This window comes from Vibrio crassostreae, from assembly GCF_041439375.1.
Taxonomy (GTDB): domain Bacteria; phylum Pseudomonadota; class Gammaproteobacteria; order Enterobacterales; family Vibrionaceae; genus Vibrio; species Vibrio crassostreae_D.
Window position 1 is genome coordinate 1 of the sequence record NZ_JBGONY010000014.1, and the last position, 19,203, is coordinate 19,203.

The window sequence follows — 19,203 nt, forward strand, 5'->3', positions numbered from 1 at the left end:
TTGATCTTATTATTCGTGCTAGGTGATTAGAATGCGGGGTTTATGACGCGCTTACGAAAGAACAGTCTCTGGCTAAATCTATAGCCAATAAGGCGCTATCTGGAGGTGACACCGTCACTGTATTGAGTGTGATTTTCTCAAGGCTCTATACCCTTCGCAATCAATTGATGCATGGTGGTGCAACCTATAACAGCTCTGCAAATAGAGAACAAATTCGCGACTGCACTGCGTTACTCGAAAATGTTGTTCCAACAATTATTGAGATTATGATGGATGGGGCTGATGAGCTTTGGGGGGATGCGGTTTATCCATTAGTGTCACCGTAACGGGTAAAGGAGCACTATAATTGTCATCTCATATCAATCAGCCTGCGGACTCACCAAGGCTGATTGATATTATTGGCAGTGTCGAAAATTAATAGCCCGTAAGCTTTAGATTGACGATTGGTTACCATCTAAATCTTCCAGTACTGACTCGATAGCTTCATCGTCAGCGCATTCCAAAAATGCCTTTGATATTTCCTCTGCTACAACAGAGGTCAACCATAAATTTTCTGCGCTTGTAGGGTCATCGTCTTGGCTGCTGTCTTTCCCTAGTTGTTGCTGCAATTGTTCCCAACCTTCGCTATTCCATAGTTGTAACTGCTCTTCAGTAAAGCTACCCAATGAATCATCAGCAAAGTCATCGCAGATTTTAGAGAACAAGAGCTCATTGGTTTCTGCACTAATAAAGATCTCTAGGGTTTTATCGGTGTAAAATTCCACATCGACGACATTGACCAAAGAGTTGTTACAAATATTTGGATACCCATAACATTCTAACTTTTTCTTCTCCATATGGACTGAGATTTTTCGGATACACTGCATCAATATACTCTTTACAAACTTCCTCGCTTCATGGTTTTGGTAATCTCTAGCGTCGTTAACTTTGCCAATGAAGTCTTTGATGTCCTCAGGACTAATCTTAAACTGCTTCAACTCCGAATTTTGCTTGGTAAGCTCTTCTTTTTCATTTTCCAGAGCACCATAATCTTGCATAAGTTTCAGTTTGCTTTTTGAGTCCTTTACGATGCGTAATCATATCGAGCACATTCCCCATCTCGTTATCAATATCACTCAATCGTTCAGAGTTTCTAATAATATCTTCTGGTTTCACTTGAGTATTGATCAAGTTATAGTCAATATGCCTCGCGACTGACACTAAAAACGCATCTTCAATATGATCTTGTACGATACTTTTACAACAGTTCTCAGTTTCCTTGTGTTTACTACAATGTAGTCGTCTTCGAATACGATACTTTTGCCTCTGAGGTTGTGAACCAATACTGCTTCCACACTTAGCACAGAATGATTTTTCCCCATAGTCTGTTAGGAGGTAAACCAAACCACCTTTATTACTCTTATCACCTTTTTGAGCCCCTGAGCGCCTTTTCTTTGAGGCTTCCATAGATTCGAACTCATCTATTGTCATAACTTCAGGATAATACGAATCTAACGTATATGTTTCTTTTTGCTTTTTACCATCTTTAAGGTATTCAAGCTTAAACTCATGTCTTCCGCATAAGGCAGAGTTACTGAAAATCGAAGATAATGTCGAAACACCCCAGACATCTCCTCCTTTGGGTGCTTTTATCCCTAAGCTATGTAGCTCGCGGCTAATTGTTCGAAGTCCTTTACCTTGGACATGATACATATCAATTAACAAACGAATGGTTGACTCGTGCTCATTTAACTCAAATCCAGCTTTGATTTTCTTATCGGGACTTGGTTTTCTGCTAATCCAAAATGGAATAGCTCCAGCTACATCCGCAACCTCTCCATTTTCATGTTTTAAGATTTCTGAATGTATGAAATCCACAGATCTTTCAGTCTTAACTAGAGATTCGTTGTGAGCACGAATCATCTCTAAAACTGACATAATCATTGTTCCCAAAGGATCCTTCGCCATCGTCTCCTTAGAATAAATTTTTTCATCAGTCGCAGTAACAACTGTAATATCAGCGCTAACTAAAGCCGCCAATGTTGCTTGCGCCACATAAGGTTGTTCCCTACTCAATCTATCTAGCGACTCTACAATTAATACCGAACCAGGTTTTACCATTTTGTTCTCAACTGCGGCCAGAAAAACACCCAAAGCCCCTTTTGATTTATGATGACCATGAAAAGCTGACAGACCCTTGTCTGTCATTAAAAAATCATCATTCAGCGATAAATTGAATTTCTCAGCAATTTCCGCTGTGAGTTTTTTCTGCCGAGCCAAAGAGCGCCCTTTCTCCTGCCTTAAATTAGAAAACCTTCTATATGAATATATTTGGGGTTTAGCATGCGAGATGAACTGCATAATGTAGTGTTCCACTAATCTAAATTTGAAGAAAGTATGACTGTTCAATTTACATAGGTCTATACTAAAACCCTAATAAATAATGAGTGTTCATTAGACAGACGGCGCATTCGGTTACTTCCCATCTTATACATTAGGCGCGATGTACGCGGCTCAGTTCATGGCTTCAATGAAGAAAACGGTTGATGTGAACTCAGTAATTGAAAGCGGTGAGCTATCGCCTATCTTCACTTGGCTAGAGTCGAACATTTGGAGCAAAGGCAGCCTACTAACAACAGATGATTTGGTGAAAGGCGCAACGGGCGAAACCTTGAATGAGCAATACTTCAAAGATCATTTGAGAAGTCGTTATCTTTAATAGAATAAATCGATAGAGGCTGGTCAGTTTATTGATTCAGCCTTTTTAATCACATTTTCAAAACATACTTAGGTTGATTTGAAGGTTTTATCCCTTCATCGAACTTAAAAATCACGGAATATCCTGGTACCTGCTAGCACGGAATTGGACAAAAGCTTGTCAGCGACTTTGCTAAATTAGTAAGCCATCAATAACTACAGGTATAGCAAGTTTACTTTTGAAGAGCTAGTGCGATGAGTAACATCGCACCAGAAAAAGTATTGGCTGGGTGCAGACTAAGTGAACTTACGTTAAATCGACTACACATTGGCTTAATTTTTAACACCTCAATGATTAAAGAAAGGGTGGGGACATTGTGATGAAAAGTAGATCTATAAGGCCGACTACAGCAACCCAAACCAGTTTTTAGGTATTCATTCGGTTTTTCTGCAGCAACCACTTATGTTCTATTACTTCAGCCTCAGCGTTTTATTGCGATGGTTCCAGTTTCAATCACGCAAGATTCCTTCGAAACCATGACTTTTACAGAATGTTTTTCTGAAGAGAATAGTGTTTTAGCCGAAGTATTTGGTCGCCCAAGTGCAGGTGCATGCTCTTGCTTTTGATAATGAATTTCCCAATGACGGGCTTGAATGTTGTAGCGCATAAACGCAAAGCCATTCACACTCTTGATGGTGGTGTTCCCTTTTTGGTAGAAACCGTAGTCGCGAAAACTCATGTAATTGATTAATCCGTTGCGATGGTCTTTCACGTCATTGTATTGCTGATCTTCTTTGCTGCCTTCCACGTGATACACCCTGATTAGATCATCACTCCAATCATCAACAACGAAAGAGCAACCGCTGAAGTTTGGTGTGAAAACATACAAATGATCGCGATGAGGATCAGGGTGTTTAGGTATATCGAGATATTTGCCTTGCGCGACCCAGTAGGCCATCTGTGATGTTTTTTTATCGGGTTGTTGACCCGCGAATGTATCAATGACTTCAATAGTGCCTACTGTTCCATGAGCGTGTTTGTATTGCATGCCACTGAAAACAAGCTCACCACTTTCTTCTACTTCTCTCTTAGTCGCAGGGCTGAGAGATATCATCTGATGAGCAACGATCTCTGCGCTGACACATTGGTTATTAAAGCTAGAACCTAGCAGGTCTGACGGCAACATACGTGTTCCGGTCGCCTCGATCAGTTCCTTTCTTGATGCTGGCATCGGTGAAAGAATTGCATCAGGAAACTCACGATCTTCGCCCACGTGAATATGGTTTTCCTGTTCTGTCGTGGCTTCCGTGGCATTGGTTTCCTGTTTTTCTCGGCTACGACCATCAATAGTTTTATTTTTGTTCCAACCATCTGCTGGGTCATAAGCTTGTTGGGCAGCTTTGCGTTCAGCAAGAACACGATCTCTATTTTCAGCCCATCGTTTCTCATCGCTCGCGGTATATCTCAGCTCTTCCTGACGTTCTCGATGTTGACGTACTGCACGTTCTGTTGTGGTTTCTTGTCTTTCTTCTGGAGCTACAGGAGCGGATTCATATCTCATGGGAGTCGACTTCACTGATAAATAAAAAGGATAATAACAATATTTTCAGTGGTTTATTATCCTCAACAAGAGGATCTGATGATTTAACCAATTAAATAGGCAACCTGACAGGTCAAATAATCATAATGAAGGCCAAATCGTTTTGAGTTGCATTATATTGGATAACTTTTTGTAGAGTAAAATGAACGACACAGATCTTGTAGAGTATTTGGTCTAGCTGAGTTTGGGGCATTTTCGAGCTAGGAAGTGCCACGGATAAAAAATCTACCTGAGAAGCTTTTGGACATAAATCAGTTTCGGGAAATCGAACATTAGCAAAGCATGAATAACTAAAAGTATGGCAAATAGCCAAACTTGAATCCCTGGAGGCCACGTTGAGGAGCGCTATATGCCCCTTGTTGTGAGAATGAAATGATGTGCCTGGGTATCAGATACCCTAAAGACCTTAGAGACAATTAACGACAAAAGATGGGAGCGATAACTCCCTCCCTATTTCATTTTCGACACGGATAACTAAGATCTTGAAACCTCTCTTACCGAGAACAATAATATGGTCACGAATTTTTAATGTTGGTCCCCATACTCAAATTCACTGACTTTAAAGAATTTTATGCCTTTAACGTCGTGTTTTTTAAAAATATCGACTACTTTTTGATGAAAGAAGATTTTTCCTCTTGATGTATTTCCGAGCTGAAAAATTAATCGTTCGTTTTCTGGAATAGCATCCAGCACATCTTCTCGAAGTCGGTAATTATCCATATCTGGTTTAATAGAAAATCCATCAATTTCCTTACTTCCATCACCTGGCATATAAAATTGACTTCTCTTTAGATCAACACAATCTAAGTCATCAAAAGTATTCAGTGCCCAAACGCCTTCAACAGCATTATTTTGCTCATCTTGAATGATCGCAGGAAAAAACTGACTGCCGTAAAGGCCACCTTCAAGCAGCTCTTTAAGTTTATTTGTGACCACAAAGTTCGGTACGCTAAATGCTATAGTGTAATCTTGCTGCAAATAATCCAAATTATCATTATCAGAGACAAAAGTAAGTGACTTTATACCAAAACTCAACTTTTCAAACTTCCAATGAGTATTGGCCGTATATGAGGTTGGTGTGAGGTCATTGTCATAGTCCTCAAATTCATAATCCGGAAATATAAGATAATAGGATTCATCATATACATTCAAAGCAATACCTTTCTTAATCTATAATAAATAACTTGTTTAGAAGTAGAGTGAAACTCTAAACAAACTCCATTCCAAAACGATATTGACTAACTTTGAAAAAGTTTACTCCTTTGATATTCTCATCGAAGAAAACATCAACAACTCGCCTATGAACAAATATATTTGTAACGTCAGTATTATCCATCACAAAAATTAGCCTGTCATTCTCAGGTATTTCATCTAGAACTTCATGAGAAAGATGAAATGATTTAATAGAAGGCAGAACATCTATTCCTTGTAAGGACTTAGCCCCTCCAGGGTATACGGCAATTGATTTATTTCGGTCCCAACAATCCAAAGGTTTAAATAAATTTAGAGCCCATACATCCTCTCTGATTCCTTTATCTTCACCTTTTACAATGGCAGGATAAAATTTAGAACCGTATAAGCCTTCTTCTAACTTAACCTTTAACTTATCCGTAACAACAATACTGCCTATTGGGAAAAATATCTCATAATCACCGTTAGCAAAGCTCAAATCAGATGTTTCGGTTGTAAAGATTAAAGGTTTTTGTCCAAAATCAAGCTCTTCTGAGTCATAGTTGCGCTTTGCTGAAGAGTCATCAGGTTCAATGTCATATTCTTCATAGTCTGGATTTGCAAATAATAAATAGTAATCTTCATTGTAATCTTTCATTTTATCTACCGACTTCCAGCTTATATGGGACTTGTTTAAAACTACTAAACTTTGCATGATCTACATTTCGATTGCAAACTCTTGATTCACCTATACTATATTTTGCAAACAAAGCGGGACCTGAGGTTTCTCCACCACAGCCTGGTTCATTTTTCTCAAATGCTTCGTAAGCTTTTGTTAAAGGTATTTCAAAGTCACTAATTTTTGATAACACAGAATGACTATACAGGCTAATATACCTTCGCACTGTTCTCTCATTACCAGTAGCACAATTATCTTCTAACTTTTTAGTTGCATTCCTCAACATATTCGCAATGTGCTTATGGTAGGATTTAGGGTGGTCATCATCACTATCATTATTGTCTACAAAACCAGGATGATTACCTCGATGAACCTGAACCCTTAAATAACAGGCTGCATCCATTTCATTTGGCAAAGCTACTAAATTCTCTTTAACGTTAATATCATACCCATAACTAATTAACTCTTTGTCTTTTTTTGATTTGATAAAGCCCTGTTGCGACAACAAATGATGCACTTGCATTTTTATCCCATGATTAATAGGGTGTTTAGGATCTTTTTTAGCCGGATCCAGTACAATTTCTCTATATCCTTTAGCCATAGTGAACTCTATATATACTCTAACTCACCCCGTTTATAACGAGGCGTTTTATGTTGGTTGGAATGACAAAGCCTACAGCTTGCGTCTCGTTTCACTGCTTTCTTTTTCGCAGTCATAGTTGTAACGGGCTTACCTTTGAATTTCCCAAGTGGGCGTTTAACCAGTTTTTCCGCTAGCTCCTGATAATCAGACAGTACATCAATCAAGCTTTCCACTGCCTTAATAAATGAATCTAAAGCTTTAGCCGCATTTCTTATTCCTTTGACCTTCTTAGCACCAGCCGAAAAACGCGCTACTAGTGTTGCAATACGAGCCGCTGCTCCTGTACCTAACGTAAAAATAGCCAGCACAACAGTGAGAATCAGTTCTAGGATCAAATATGTGCCCGCTTTACCGCCGTAGTAGAAATAGAAGTTAGGTGGAATAGCCTCAAGCATTAAAGACAGATAAGTCACATAAGTCAGAATTGTGTCGTGGTCTTCTATTATAGCCATTGCATTAGGGAACTGCTCGTGACCCTTTATTTCCTCAGCCCACTCAGGGTCGATATCCATCAGCACAGTGTCAACAAAGGTTTCGACCGCATCAACATCACCATTTGAGATTTTCTGTGGAAGCTCTAGGATTGTCTTTCGGTGCTTAGCAATACACTCTAACTTTCGCACCACATCTTGGCTTTCCGCGTACAGTTTACTCACATCTTCAATCGCTTCATCGGCGGATTCAAAAACACTGTCTTGGAATGAGTCAAACTCTTTTCCTATTGTTTCCAATACCCAGGTAGGATTTTTAAGTTGCCCCTTCTCGTTAAGCATTGCCTTGGTGATCGAGTTGAACTTATCGACTGAATAAATCGCCAATTTATCGACAGCAGAAGAAGATAAATCTGAGATAGTGTCCGCAGCGTCTCCCCAAAAACTAGGAGACAACATATCAACAATATCAGCACCCCAAGCTTGAGCGCCGTCAATCACTCCGTCACCTAAAGTCCAGTAACCCTCTTCATCCCATTGTTGTTGGAATCCTTTCATGTCCTCAATAAGTGCGTTGTATGTACCATCAAGTGTTGCCTCAACGCTGTCTTGGATATTGACTATTTGCTTCTCAATACTTGGTTCGCCAACGAACTCTACAGTCACGCTATCTGTGTTAGGTTTTAATGTGTCAAATACCGCTACACCACCTTCAACTTTATTTGTTTCGACAGCCAAATCTATGGTTTCAGATTCCGTACTATTCAAGGGTAAAGCATTGAGTGATACGTTCTCTTCATGCACCACCGAGTTGGCAGTTATTTTCAGGTTTTTAGCATAGATAGGTGTCTGCCAACGATCGGAGTATATTGCACGAACCTTGACCCATTTCTGCTCCTCTAAATCTATTTTCGGTATCGTATTCACTACCACCTCAATCGTTCCTGCTTCGGCAGAATAAACATGATCGGGCGTTTGAATGACCGAGACAGCTGACACATCACTTATAAGTTGGTTAGCTTTCTTCTCCATACGCTTGAAAGCTTGGCTGAGGTTATCGGATAGCTTTTTAGCATAGGTATCAATGGTGCTTACATGCTTCTCATAGATATCAGAAGATAAGTAAACGTAATTCAACCGACTGGCTTCGGACTTCAGGGATTCAACACGCCCCTTTATTTTACTAAGTAGACCTTCAAGTTCAGAGTTGAGTGTATTCTTAGCCTTATCCCAAGGGTAGCTATTGATGAAAACCTGCGGGTTGCCTTTGCCACGAGCACGCATGTAAGCCAGCATACGGTCTGCGGTTTCATGCTTGGGTAAACGAAATAAGACGGAGAGGATTTCCCCTTCTTCCATCACCATTGGTAACCCGTTCGCTAGTACACTGTCAAAACTGGTATCAGAGAGACTATCAATTCCCGCGATTAGCGATTCTGCCAATACGCTGAAATGAAAATCAGGGTGTCTAAACTCGAAGTGGGCTTTCGTTTCTGCTTTCACAATATCGGCAAAATATCGGTCAGCGGTGAGGCTAGGCCCCATAGTTCCCCAGCCTTCTACTGGCGGGGCAATACGATTCGGGTGCCAGAAGGTTTGCTGTCCCTGAGCAGACCTATCAAAGAAGTCATCATCATTGTAATCGGGTAGGTAGTGTGGGTTGGCTATACGAACTGGGGTAGCAATAAACTCATCCGTACTTTCTTTAACCAGAATTTTGATTTGACCCGGCTTTAAGCCTGATACTTTGCTTTTGCCAGAGTTATCAAAGTTACTAGGAGACAGAGCGCCACCAGAGACATCGGTAATGTCAAAATCTGCGTTCTTGAGAAGTACACCATTCGGGTATCTAGCCTTGATGTAGACAGTGTAAGTGCCTTCTTCATCTTCAGTGACCGTGACGGCAGGGTTTTGAACCCCGCCTAGGCACATGGTATTGGCCTTGTTCATTGTCATTTGGTCTGACAACCTAGCCACGCCTTTCCCTTCGATGATGACACTCGGTGATGCGGAAATGAATTCGGCCTCGGCCTCTATCGTACCCGATGCTACGCCTTTCTTGTCCCCGCCCGCATCACCTGTGCTCTTGGCAAACTTACTGCCCTTTAAAGCAATACTGTTTCCGCCATCTGCTGTTACTGTCGTAGTGCCTTCCACTAAATCTGCCGACTTCGCGTTATTTCCATAAGGGATTGGTACAACAGGTTTACCGACTGTAGTAAGGCACACATCAGGCAGGGTGGCATTCGCCTCTCCTCCCGAGCCTTTATGGACAACACTGAGTCCATTTGCACTTATTGTAACTGCCATTAATATGTCCTACTTAGATTAAGTGGATTAGTTGAGTTTTACCTTAGCGCCCTGGATCTTATGAATTTTTTCAGCGCTACTACTAAGATGCTTGGCTGTTGTAGTGATACGGCCATCCGTTCCGCTATATTTGGTTTGTGTCGTTCCAGAGCCAATAAGCACTTCTTCCTCTGCATCAAGTGTTATCTTCTTTGCTTTAACAACAAGCTCTTGCTCTTCAAGCAAAGAAATATAGATATCAACCAATGTTGGAATGGTAAGATCTTCGGATAGAAAAGAGATTCGGCAATCGAGTTTATTATCGATGGCCATAAAAATTTCTGACTGAGTAAAAGCACGGCCTATTGACGCCCAGAGAGGTTGAGAAAATGGGTTATGCTCAAAGTCTACTTTGACTCGATTCTTTTCTGGATGAACTTCCACTACCCAACCAATTCGAGAGCAAGGTTTTGAAGTAGTCTTAAGAATGTCTCTTGGTGGCTCTTGATTCATGGTGGGCCCAGTGATTATTTAGAGCCTATTATTTTATCTCTGGGCGATTTGAATAGGTACTGTAGAAATGAATGGTCACTACGATTGAATAATCGACTTTAAAGGCATGAAGGCCAATCAATATAACTAGACTAGCAAATCAATTGGCTTTATCGCATGTGTTTTTCACTTTTCTACAGATTTATCTCGCACTTAAATTTGCGATTAAAGTCACGAAATTACTATCATTTTAAAACTGAGAGTATTACATCACTTGAGTAATGATAGAAACGCTATACCAAGCCAAAAAGCAATACGATGATGCCTTTTGTGTCGTTTAACTTTGACAACTGCTAATGTCAGATAACTTTTAGTAGGGGAAACACACATTAACAAGGTGTGTATGAGTAAAAGCACTAACTGGAAATGGGGCATAAATGAGCTACAGCTTCCCCTAAATTAACAATTCAGAGATAACTAAAGGTATGGAAAGTCGCTTAACATAGCGTCCAGTTTGATGGTGTAGATCACTGACAAGTATACGGGTCTTCAGACAATATGCTTTTTCAAATATTTAAAATCATGCTCTCTAATGCCTCTCAATAAAAAAGCCCAAACAAAGGATTGGGCTCAATTCAATAATCATGAAGTCATTGTCATGGTGGTTATATTCCGATTAATTCCCCCAGATTTGGCTTACAAACTCTGGATGGTCAATAAACGGATTACGATTCCCTTGAAAATCATGTACCGCCTTATTTCGGTCGATTTCTTTTTGGCTTACTGGATCTTCAGAATGCCAACGCTTTAGCATAGTAAGTAACCAAGGTTCAAAAACGGTTGTATTGGTTCCATCCAGAACCGCATCAGAGCTTGTAGAGTTCCCTTCCCAATTAGCGATTTCATTTTCATAGCGTGTTGCCATGTAGAAATATGCTCTTGCGAAATCACCTTTAAACTCATCAATTGGCTCAAACACCGTACCCACATAACCAAGAGAGTTCGCTGCACTGCCTAACTTAGAACCATTGCTTGATGTGTATGTCGCGCTACTCACCTCACCAAATGGCCAATTACTACGTTTCGAGTTAACGTAGCCGTCAGTGGCAAATAGATGGTGACCGTCAGAGTTCATTGGCTCGACTTTTCCACCAAACCAGCTTTTCGGGAATGAGTGCTCACGGTTGTAGCAATCACCTTCTTTTCTGTATTGACCACATTGATCGGCCACCTTAGTAAATTGGATTGAATCTGAGCCTGAAGGTTTCTCCGAATACATATCGAGAATCGACCCATCAGTGTCATAGTATGCGTCTAGGTCAGCCTCAGACACCAACGTCCAAATAGCGGTGTAACCCTGACTACTATGATTATCAATAATTTGATATAAGGCTGTTTTTAACGCAAAGCCCACTTTGCCTTCAGCGTCTTTGTAATACTCACCTAACACTGGTGGTTCAGTTGGTGGTGTAGTTGAACCACCAATCGTAAATTCTGTACTCTGACTTGCTTGGAAATCACCACCAGATGCCACAACGGTTCCGTTTACCGACAAACTGTATGAACCATTCCCCCCACTGCAGCACATTCCATCTCCATAAGAGTCTGAGACTTCTAAGATGTAGCTACCATCAGCTAAACACATTTCCACTTCATTGATGGTGTTATTTTTATAGTCTGAACCAGAATAAAGAGTTTGAGAAACTGAGTTTTTGAGAGACCAACTGGTTTCAGAACCATAGTTATCAGTCACTAGCGTGAGTGCGGCACTTGTGTCATTGCAGCTTTGTGTTGGCGGAGTCTCCGTCGGTTGAAAGTTATCTAAATACACCACTTCCGAACCATCAAAACCTGCATCATCATAAAATCGTATGCCCACAACGATATCTTTAGTGCTCGTAGCGCTGTACGAGTGAGTCAATGCTTGCCACTGATTCGTTAAACCATTATTCGAGTAGCCTAAATAGCCATCAATAAAAAGGCGAGCTTTCACGTTACCTTCAGTGTGGTAAACATCGACAGAGAAATCATAAGTTTTCCCTTGTTCAACACGTATCGTTTGTAGAAAATCGGTATTACTTTGAGTGCCTGTATTCACTGTTACTTGCGCAGAGAAACTGCCGTTATTTACAGGAACGCTAGAGGGTGAAACTGCAATGCCGGAGTCAATCACACTCCATCCAGATGGTACGTTTCCTTCCCAGTTTTCGAAACTTCCATTTTGCATTTGCGCATGTGCACTCGCTGAACAAAGTAATGCAACGCCACTTAGTGTTATTATTCTATTTATCATATAACCTTCTGTTTAATTGGATAAAAACCAACTAAGCTTAGAAAGTAATCAAAAAATGAATGGAGATATAAATCACATTTATAAATGTAAGCATTATGGATTTTATTAATATATGTGATGTAAAGCAATGTAACATCGACCGGTTAAATAAACGAATAGAAAAGACTGAGCAGGTTATCTGACTCAGCCTTTTTGCTTTCAAGACCTCTAACCATTAATCGCCTTTCAACATATCTAAAAAGATCTGTCTGGATTCTGGCGTGTTGTCCCTGTGGGTTTCGTACTTTATGTGTGTGTCTGCATCGACAGATTGAGACAATTTGATGCTCCAAAGCGCTTTGAGTTGGTTTGGAACAATAGAATATCGAACATCGATAACACGCAGCTCATCCGTTGGATCCTGTGCAATATAACCATTCGAGAACCAACGGAAACGTTCAATGTCTTTAGCTTGTTGGGAATTAGGATCAAGCCAGGGGAAATCCTGACTCACATTCAGTTTAGCAATAGAGTCTCCAGGATAGGTTTTAACAGAAGTGCCGACTCGAACAGCATCTACGTAGTATCTGGATTCGGTTTCGTACACCACTTTCCACACTAAGATATTCGCAAAACTCGGTTTAGCCTCTAAGCGAATAGGCGTATGTTGGCGTTCTTGTGCTAATTGCCATCCTATCGCTTCTGCCCTATCCCTCTGAATCATGCCTAACGTCGGATAAGTCAAAGCCCATAGAAACGCAATGCGAGCCAACCAAGGAGTTCGCTTCCATGTTGCAAACGCAAGCAATATTAAGATGGGCAGTGTATAGACAGGATCGATGATCGAAATGGTATTCCAAGCGTAACGTTCGTTGGTGAGCGGCCAGAACAGTTGAGTGCCATACGTAGTACAAGAATCGAGTAAAGCATGTGTGCCATAACCTAACGCGCAATACAGCCAACTCTGTTTAAACGAGAGACCACGCCTTTTTGCAATCAAAGGGTACAAAACCAGAGCGCAAATCAAGCTGCCAATAGGAATAAACAAAAGTGAATGGGTAAACTGTCGATGGAACTCCAATGCGAGTAAAGGATCACTCTCCGATCGAATAAACGCATCTAAATCTGGCGCCATTCCAGAGAGTAAACCTAAAACCCCAGCGACCACCAAATGTTGTTTTTTACTCGCCGATTGTGACAAAGAAGCGCCTAGCACGCCCTGCGTTAACGGATCCATAAATCACCCACTTTTAGCATTCCCTTGAACTGAACAAAACATTTAGCTATAGCAGTGAATCCAGTTAAACAACAAGATTTTGTCAACATACTCATAGACATAATCGTATAAGTGTAGACTGGCAAACAAAAAAGAGCAGCCTGAGGACTGCTCCTATTAGGTTCTCAGTACTCGAATCTGATCAACGTGATTGTGTCGTCTTACTCAGCAATAGCTCCCAATCAGATAGCTCAACCTGCCCTTTGCGTATATTCACCTTGTGGTAACCTTTTTCGGTTAAGGATTTCACTTCAATAAAAGAATGACCAAACAAAGACTTTTTAACCGCTAGGTTCGCCTTAATGCCATGCAAATACACGTTTCCATCGTCTAAAGACAAATGGCTTTTCGTGAGCCTTGAGGCAAACATGTAAACCAAAGTCATGAGGGTAATTGAGGTGATGAAAGGAAAAAGCTGCAATTCAGTTTGATAAAAGAAACTGATCATCAGAGATACGATCGCATAGGTTATCGTCATTGATAAAACAACGTTCCATTGCGGCCCATTACCTTTAAATGAGATTTCCCGTGCCATCATAGATTCCTTTGGGTAAGCGCTTGAGCATATTCGAGATATTTATAAAACAGGATAAGTTTATTATGAGTAGTGATGCATTTAAAGGGTAGAATTACACTATTGAAGGGCTCAGATCGCAATTAGACATTTACGTGGCGTTTCACACATAAATATCTAATTAAGTCATCAGCCAGATAGGTCATGAACTATCTGAAATTAACGAGCCACCATGCTTGCCGCGATAACAACCAACAGCACTGAGAATATCTTCTTGATGGTTGGAACGGGTAAATGGTTTGTCGCTTTGGCGCCTAACGGGGCCGTAAACCAAGACGTGCACACGATACCCAGAAGTGCTGGTAAATAAACAAAACCCGCAAAGCCATCAGTTAGAGCAAAGTGGCTACTACCCGAACTGATGTAACCAATCGAGCCAAATAGCGCGATGACAATGCCACATGCAGATGCACAACCGATCGCCTTTTTCATATCGACCGAAAAGAACGTAAGCAATGGAACGAGTAACGCACCGCCACCAATCCCTATCATGGCAGACAAACCACCCGTAATGGTTGTCAGAACCGTTAATACACCTTTATTTGGTAGCTTTCGCTCTTTAGGCGCGTCACTTTTGCTGCTTAAGAACATCTTAATCGCGATAAGAACTACGCTCACAGCAAACACGATACGAACCACCTTTTCAGGTAATAACGCCGCCATAAAACCACTAACCAAAGCGCCAAGCGCGACACCTAACATGATCCAAGGTGCAATGTTCCAAGGCACGTTGCCGTTCTTGTGGTGAGCGAGCGCAGAAGACGTTGAAGTAAATAGAATCGAGGCCAGTGAGGTCGCAATCGCAGCGACAACAACTTGGTCAGATGGTAGAACTTCTAAATACAGTAAAATGCTGCTTAACACAGGAACAATGATCAGCCCTCCACCAATGCCCAAAAGCCCGGCAAGAAAACCAACACCACTGCCTAGTAACGCACAGTAGAAAATCAACAACAGCAATTCACTCATTTCATCCATCTCTTAATTAAATTAATTATCTTAAATAACACACTATTAATGTGGCTATATTTCCATCAAGCTAATTAATATAACTGACACCGACTTGAATATTCAAACATATAGATCATGAAGATTCTTCATGATGAATGTGAAGTAATACCATTATTAATCCCACTCCCATCAACGTATAAAAACCTTAAGCAAATAACTTTATACGACACTTTTAGTGAAGACAGCCTCGATTCTTAATCCGGTCACACGCAAAAATAAAGCACTTAAATATTAAAGACCGAGAGAATCAGACAACGAATTGGGATACTAGATCAACATGAACAATGAATTTAACTTTACGATTAAGAGCATTAGCCTCGACGAAAACTACCAGCCTGCAGACAGCACGCGTATCACAACTAACTTTGCTAACTTGGCTCGTGGCGACAGCCGTCAAGCGAACTTACGTAACGCACTACAAATGATCGATAACAGTTTCAATGCGTTAGCACACTGGGACAACCCGAAGGGCGACCGCTACTCTGTTGAGCTTGAAATCATTTCTGTTGATATGGATATTGAAAGTAACGGCGAAGCATTCCCTTCAATTGAAGTGCTGAAAACCAACATTCTGGACCACAAAACGAACGAGCGCATAGAAGGTATTATCGGGAATAACTTCTCTTCTTATGTTCGTGATTATGACTTCAGCGTATTACTTTTGGATCATAATAAAGGCCAAGATAAATTCAGTATTCCAGCAGATTTTGGTGATTTACATGGCAAGCTGTTTAAATATTTCGTTAACTCTCAAGCGTACAAAGAGAACTTTAAGAAACCACCTGTTATTTGTTTGAGTGTTTCAGATAATAAAACTTATTACCGTACTGAAAATCAACACCCTGTATTAGGCTTTGAATACCAACCTAACGAGTCTTCTTTAACTGAACAATATTTCAAGAAGATGGGCTTACAGGTTCGTTATTTCATGCCGCCGAACAGTGTTGCTCCTCTGGCTTTCTATTTCTTTGGTGATCTACTGAACGATTACTCTAATCTAGAGCTTATCAGCACCATCAGTACCATGGGTACTTTCCAGAAGATCTACCGCCCTGAGATCTACAACGCGAACGCGGTTGCGGGTAACTGCTACCAACCAAACTTGAAAAACTTGGATCACTCACTGACCCAAATCGTGTATGACCGAGAAGAACGAAGCAAACTAGCTGTTGAACAAGGTAAGTTCGCAGAAGAAAACTTCATTAAGCCATATCAGTCGGTACTAGAAAACTGGTCTGCCAACTACGCGCTGTAATCGTTCTATTTTACGCGCATTAGGAAACATACGATCCACTTTGGGAATCTAAGGACAGGCAGAATTATCATGAAAACACTATTACCGACTTCAACAGCAGGCAGCTTGCCTAAGCCGTCTTGGCTAGCACAACCAGAAACACTTTGGTCTCCATGGAAACTGGAAGGCAACGAGTTAACCGATGGCAAACAGGATGCGCTGCGTGTGTCTCTGCATGAGCAACAGCAAGCCGGCATCGATATCGTGAGTGATGGCGAACAAACCCGCCAACACTTTGTGACCACCTTCATTGAACACCTGAATGGTGTCGATTTCGCGAAGCGTGAAACCGTTAAAATCCGCGACCGCTACGATGCAAGTGTACCGACGGTTGTTGGCCCAGTTTCTCGTCAGAAATCGGTGTTTGTTGAAGATGCTAAATTCTTACGCCAGCAAACAGACCAACCGATCAAATGGGCTTTGCCGGGGCCTATGACCATGATTGATACACTTTACGATGCGCATTACCAAAGCCGTGAAAAACTGGCGTGGGAATTTGCAAAGATCCTCAACGAAGAAGCCAAAGAACTTGAAGCTGCAGGCGTTGATATTATTCAGTTCGATGAGCCTGCATTTAACGTGTTCTTTGATGAAGTGAATGATTGGGGGATCGCTTGTTTAGAAAGGGCCATTGAAGGGCTTAAATGCGAAACCGCAGTACACATTTGCTATGGTTACGGAATCAAAGCAAACACAGATTGGAAAAAGACATTAGGCACTGAGTGGCGCCAATATGAAGAAGTATTCCCTAAGCTGCAGCAATCGAATATCGATATCATCTCATTAGAGTGCCACAACTCTCACGTACCACTTGAACTGCTTGAACTTGTTCGCGGTAAGAAAGTAATGGTTGGTGCGATCGATGTGGCAACCGATTCGATTGAAACACCAGAAGAAGTGGCTAGCACTCTGAGAGAAACACTTAAGTATGTTGATGCAGACAAGCTCTACCCTTGCACCAACTGCGGTATGGCTCCCCTTCCTCGTGAAATTGCCTCAGCTAAGCTCAATGCGCTAAGCGCTGGCGCAGAGATCGTTCGTAAAGAACTTTCAGAGTAACGGTTTAAACTCAAACCAAAACTAAAACCGAATTCTTGAAGCCTAAGTATCCTATTGATGCTTAGGCTTTTTCTATATTAGTACATGATCTTTATAAGCAGCGGCTTACCAAGTTTTATCTAAGTCTTGAGCATATAAAGAGATCGCGCGTTGGTACGCTTTAATCGCATCGCTATTAGTCGTAGATACCAAAAGCTCAAGTAATAGCGACGTCGCCTCTTTATGGCGACCCAAATTGTACAAACACATTGCGTAGAAAGGTTTCACCTCTATCGAGTCAGGATATTCAGCCATAGTCTGGTCGAAATAGCCTAAAGCCTCTGCATAAAGACCAAGGCTTCGATAAGTACTCGCCAAACCGAACAGCGCATCAAAACGCTCTACTGAAGAAAGCACTCCAGACAGAGATAGCACATAGTGCTCAATCGCCTGTCGCTCTTTACCTTGATTATCGTAAGACCACGCGATCTGCAAGTGCGCTTTCGCGGCATAATTTTCATCAGTGAGTAGCGTTGCCAACAAGTCACGTGACTCTTGGTACTTCTCTTCTTTTCGCAATTCGATTGCTTGTTTGATAATGGTGTCCATAGTTCTACCTAAAATCAGTTCCATTTCAACGAGTCCTTTCACTTCAGACAACTGAGTAAAACCTTTTGATTGATAAAGCTTAATAGCGGGATTCTCACTGAACACGCGCAACACCAATTGAGCCGATGATTGATTGTTCGCATGTTTAATAACTAGATCCAGACACTTCGAACCAAAGCCTCTACCTTGATATTCAGCTAATATCTGCAAGTCCCTAAGAAACGTTGTATCACTAGTGTAACTGAAGCGAATAACACCAATACGGCTATCCCCCACATAAGCCTCATAGTTATCCAGCTCACCCCAGCTGCGTAAAAACTGACTATGACCCCAAGCGATGCCACGAGCCTGATAGTAACTCGCCATATTCGTTTTGGTGATCGATTCAGCGAACTTAGGGTCTGAGGCTTTGACTAACCTTACTTCCATACTCTGTCCTTGTTTTAAATCACACCTGAGTACGGCATTGAAAAATGCCAAATATGTTGAATCATTTTAGAAGGGTTAGTTATGTACATTCATGCCAACTGTACTCCATTTGACGCGCTACTTTCGAGGAAAATTGCAGACCGTAATGTACTGATACTAAATGTAAGCTCATATCTATACCTGCAGAAATCCCTCCAGAAGTTGTAAATTTGCCTGATGTCACCCATCGTTTATCACTGATCACATCTAAACATGGAAACTGTAACGCTAAGTCAGAAATATCTTCCCAATGAGTAGTGACTGCTAATCCCTCAAGTAAACCAGCTTTAGCCAAAAGAAACGCACCAGTACAAACAGACGCTACTTGCGAGGCTGAACCTGAAACAGAAGCTAACCAATCGAGTACATTTCGTTTGTTCATTTCGTCAGTGTGCACACCACCAACGACCATTAACAAATCTATCTCTGGATGATTTTGTATCGAGTAGTCAGCCAAAACTTTAAACCCACCACGGGCAACAACTGGCTCGGCGTGCTGAGAAACCATGAATACATTTAGATCTTCAGCACCTAAGCGCTTTGCCGTACTAAAGACTTCAAATGGCCCAGAGAAGTCGAGAACTTCTGCTTGATTATAAATATAAATTCCGATGTTCATTGCACCTCCATGTACAACTTCATTAATAATTAGAATTTACCATAAACATCTTGTTCGGCTA

17 protein-coding genes and 2 pseudogenes are annotated in these 19,203 nt (G+C 41.2%); 4 read left to right on the forward strand and 15 right to left on the reverse strand.

Annotated features, from left to right (window positions below; all coding sequences use genetic code 11):
- Positions 1 to 122 precede the first annotated feature (122 nt).
- Entirely contained in the window at positions 123 to 326 is a 204-nt protein-coding gene (locus ACED45_RS08200; protein ID WP_371713720.1) for a hypothetical protein, read from the forward strand.
- 105 nt (positions 327 to 431) lie between these two features.
- Here ACED45_RS08200 and ACED45_RS08205 read toward each other — a convergent pair whose 3' ends face one another.
- Positions 432 to 1,037, reverse strand: a complete 606-nt coding sequence (locus ACED45_RS08205; RefSeq protein ID WP_371713721.1) for a hypothetical protein — start codon at positions 1,035 to 1,037, stop codon at positions 432 to 434.
- Entirely contained in the window at positions 1,009 to 2,340 is a 1,332-nt protein-coding gene (locus ACED45_RS08210) for a recombinase family protein (RefSeq protein WP_371713722.1), read from the reverse strand. The genes ACED45_RS08205 and ACED45_RS08210 overlap by 29 nt, the downstream gene beginning before the upstream one ends.
- Positions 2,341 to 2,437: 97 nt before the next feature.
- Between ACED45_RS08210 and ACED45_RS08215 the strand changes: the two are divergent.
- A pseudogene (locus ACED45_RS08215) lies at positions 2,438 to 2,698 on the forward strand (carboxypeptidase M32); the annotation flags it as partial.
- Positions 2,699 to 3,158: 460 nt separating this feature from the next.
- Here the strand turns inward: ACED45_RS08215 and ACED45_RS08220 are convergent.
- From ACED45_RS08220 to ACED45_RS08265, 10 genes are all read right to left on the reverse strand, one after another.
- Positions 3,159 to 4,238 carry a cytotoxin gene (locus ACED45_RS08220; RefSeq protein ID WP_371713723.1) on the reverse strand — a complete coding sequence of 360 codons (1,080 nt, stop codon included), beginning with the start codon at positions 4,236 to 4,238 and terminating at the stop codon, positions 3,159 to 3,161.
- Positions 4,239 to 4,802: 564 nt separating this feature from the next.
- A complete protein-coding gene (locus tag ACED45_RS08225) occupies positions 4,803 to 5,429 on the reverse strand; it encodes an imm11 family protein (protein WP_371713724.1) in 627 nt (208 codons plus the stop codon).
- Positions 5,430 to 5,484: 55 nt separating this feature from the next.
- Positions 5,485 to 6,105: an imm11 family protein gene (locus tag ACED45_RS08230; protein ID WP_108193852.1), complete on the reverse strand. Its 621-nt coding sequence runs from the start codon at positions 6,103 to 6,105 to the stop codon at positions 5,485 to 5,487.
- 1 nt (position 6,106) lies between these two features.
- Positions 6,107 to 6,727: an AHH domain-containing protein gene (locus ACED45_RS08235; RefSeq protein WP_108193853.1), complete on the reverse strand. Its 621-nt coding sequence runs from the start codon at positions 6,725 to 6,727 to the stop codon at positions 6,107 to 6,109.
- Positions 6,728 to 6,735: 8 nt separating this feature from the next.
- Positions 6,736 to 9,510 carry a PAAR-like domain-containing protein gene (locus ACED45_RS08240; RefSeq protein WP_371713725.1) on the reverse strand — a complete coding sequence of 925 codons (2,775 nt, stop codon included), beginning with the start codon at positions 9,508 to 9,510 and terminating at the stop codon, positions 6,736 to 6,738.
- Positions 9,511 to 9,537: 27 nt separating this feature from the next.
- On the reverse strand, positions 9,538 to 10,002 hold the full coding sequence (locus tag ACED45_RS08245) for a hypothetical protein (protein ID WP_108193855.1): 465 nt from the start codon (positions 10,000 to 10,002) through the stop codon (positions 9,538 to 9,540).
- Between the two features lie 655 nt (positions 10,003 to 10,657).
- Positions 10,658 to 12,274: an endonuclease gene (locus ACED45_RS08250; protein ID WP_371713726.1), complete on the reverse strand. Its 1,617-nt coding sequence runs from the start codon at positions 12,272 to 12,274 to the stop codon at positions 10,658 to 10,660.
- A 214-nt stretch (positions 12,275 to 12,488) separates the two neighbouring features.
- On the reverse strand, positions 12,489 to 13,490 hold the full coding sequence (locus ACED45_RS08255; protein WP_371713727.1) for a metal-dependent hydrolase: 1,002 nt from the start codon (positions 13,488 to 13,490) through the stop codon (positions 12,489 to 12,491).
- Positions 13,491 to 13,671: 181 nt separating this feature from the next.
- Positions 13,672 to 14,067, reverse strand: a complete 396-nt coding sequence (locus tag ACED45_RS08260; RefSeq protein ID WP_371713728.1) for a hypothetical protein — start codon at positions 14,065 to 14,067, stop codon at positions 13,672 to 13,674.
- A gap of 195 nt (positions 14,068 to 14,262) precedes the next feature.
- Positions 14,263 to 15,072, reverse strand: a complete 810-nt coding sequence (locus ACED45_RS08265) for a sulfite exporter TauE/SafE family protein (protein WP_371713729.1) — start codon at positions 15,070 to 15,072, stop codon at positions 14,263 to 14,265.
- 319 nt (positions 15,073 to 15,391) lie between these two features.
- Here ACED45_RS08265 and ACED45_RS08270 point away from each other — a divergent pair, with 319 nt between their 5' ends.
- Both ACED45_RS08270 and ACED45_RS08275 read left to right on the forward strand, forming a co-directional pair.
- On the forward strand, positions 15,392 to 16,369 hold the full coding sequence (locus ACED45_RS08270; protein WP_017630558.1) for a DUF1852 domain-containing protein: 978 nt from the start codon (positions 15,392 to 15,394) through the stop codon (positions 16,367 to 16,369).
- 69 nt (positions 16,370 to 16,438) lie between these two features.
- Positions 16,439 to 17,467 (forward strand): methionine synthase, encoded by a 1,029-nt coding sequence (locus ACED45_RS08275; protein WP_371713731.1) that lies wholly within the window; start codon positions 16,439 to 16,441, stop codon positions 17,465 to 17,467.
- A gap of 105 nt (positions 17,468 to 17,572) precedes the next feature.
- Here the strand turns inward: ACED45_RS08275 and ACED45_RS08280 are convergent, their stop codons facing one another.
- The 3 genes and pseudogenes from ACED45_RS08280 to ACED45_RS08290 all read right to left on the reverse strand — a co-directional run bounded on the left by ACED45_RS08280 (position 17,573) and on the right by ACED45_RS08290 (position 19,142).
- Positions 17,573 to 18,055 (reverse strand): tetratricopeptide repeat protein, encoded by a 483-nt coding sequence (locus ACED45_RS08280; protein WP_371713772.1) that lies wholly within the window; start codon positions 18,053 to 18,055, stop codon positions 17,573 to 17,575.
- Positions 18,053 to 18,484 (reverse strand): annotated as a pseudogene (locus tag ACED45_RS08285) (GNAT family N-acetyltransferase); the annotation flags it as partial. The pseudogene ACED45_RS08285 and the gene ACED45_RS08280, both read right to left, overlap by 3 nt.
- Positions 18,485 to 18,563: 79 nt before the next feature.
- Positions 18,564 to 19,142: a DJ-1/PfpI family protein gene (locus tag ACED45_RS08290; protein ID WP_102319733.1), complete on the reverse strand. Its 579-nt coding sequence runs from the start codon at positions 19,140 to 19,142 to the stop codon at positions 18,564 to 18,566.
- Between the last annotated feature and the right edge of the window lie 61 nt (positions 19,143 to 19,203).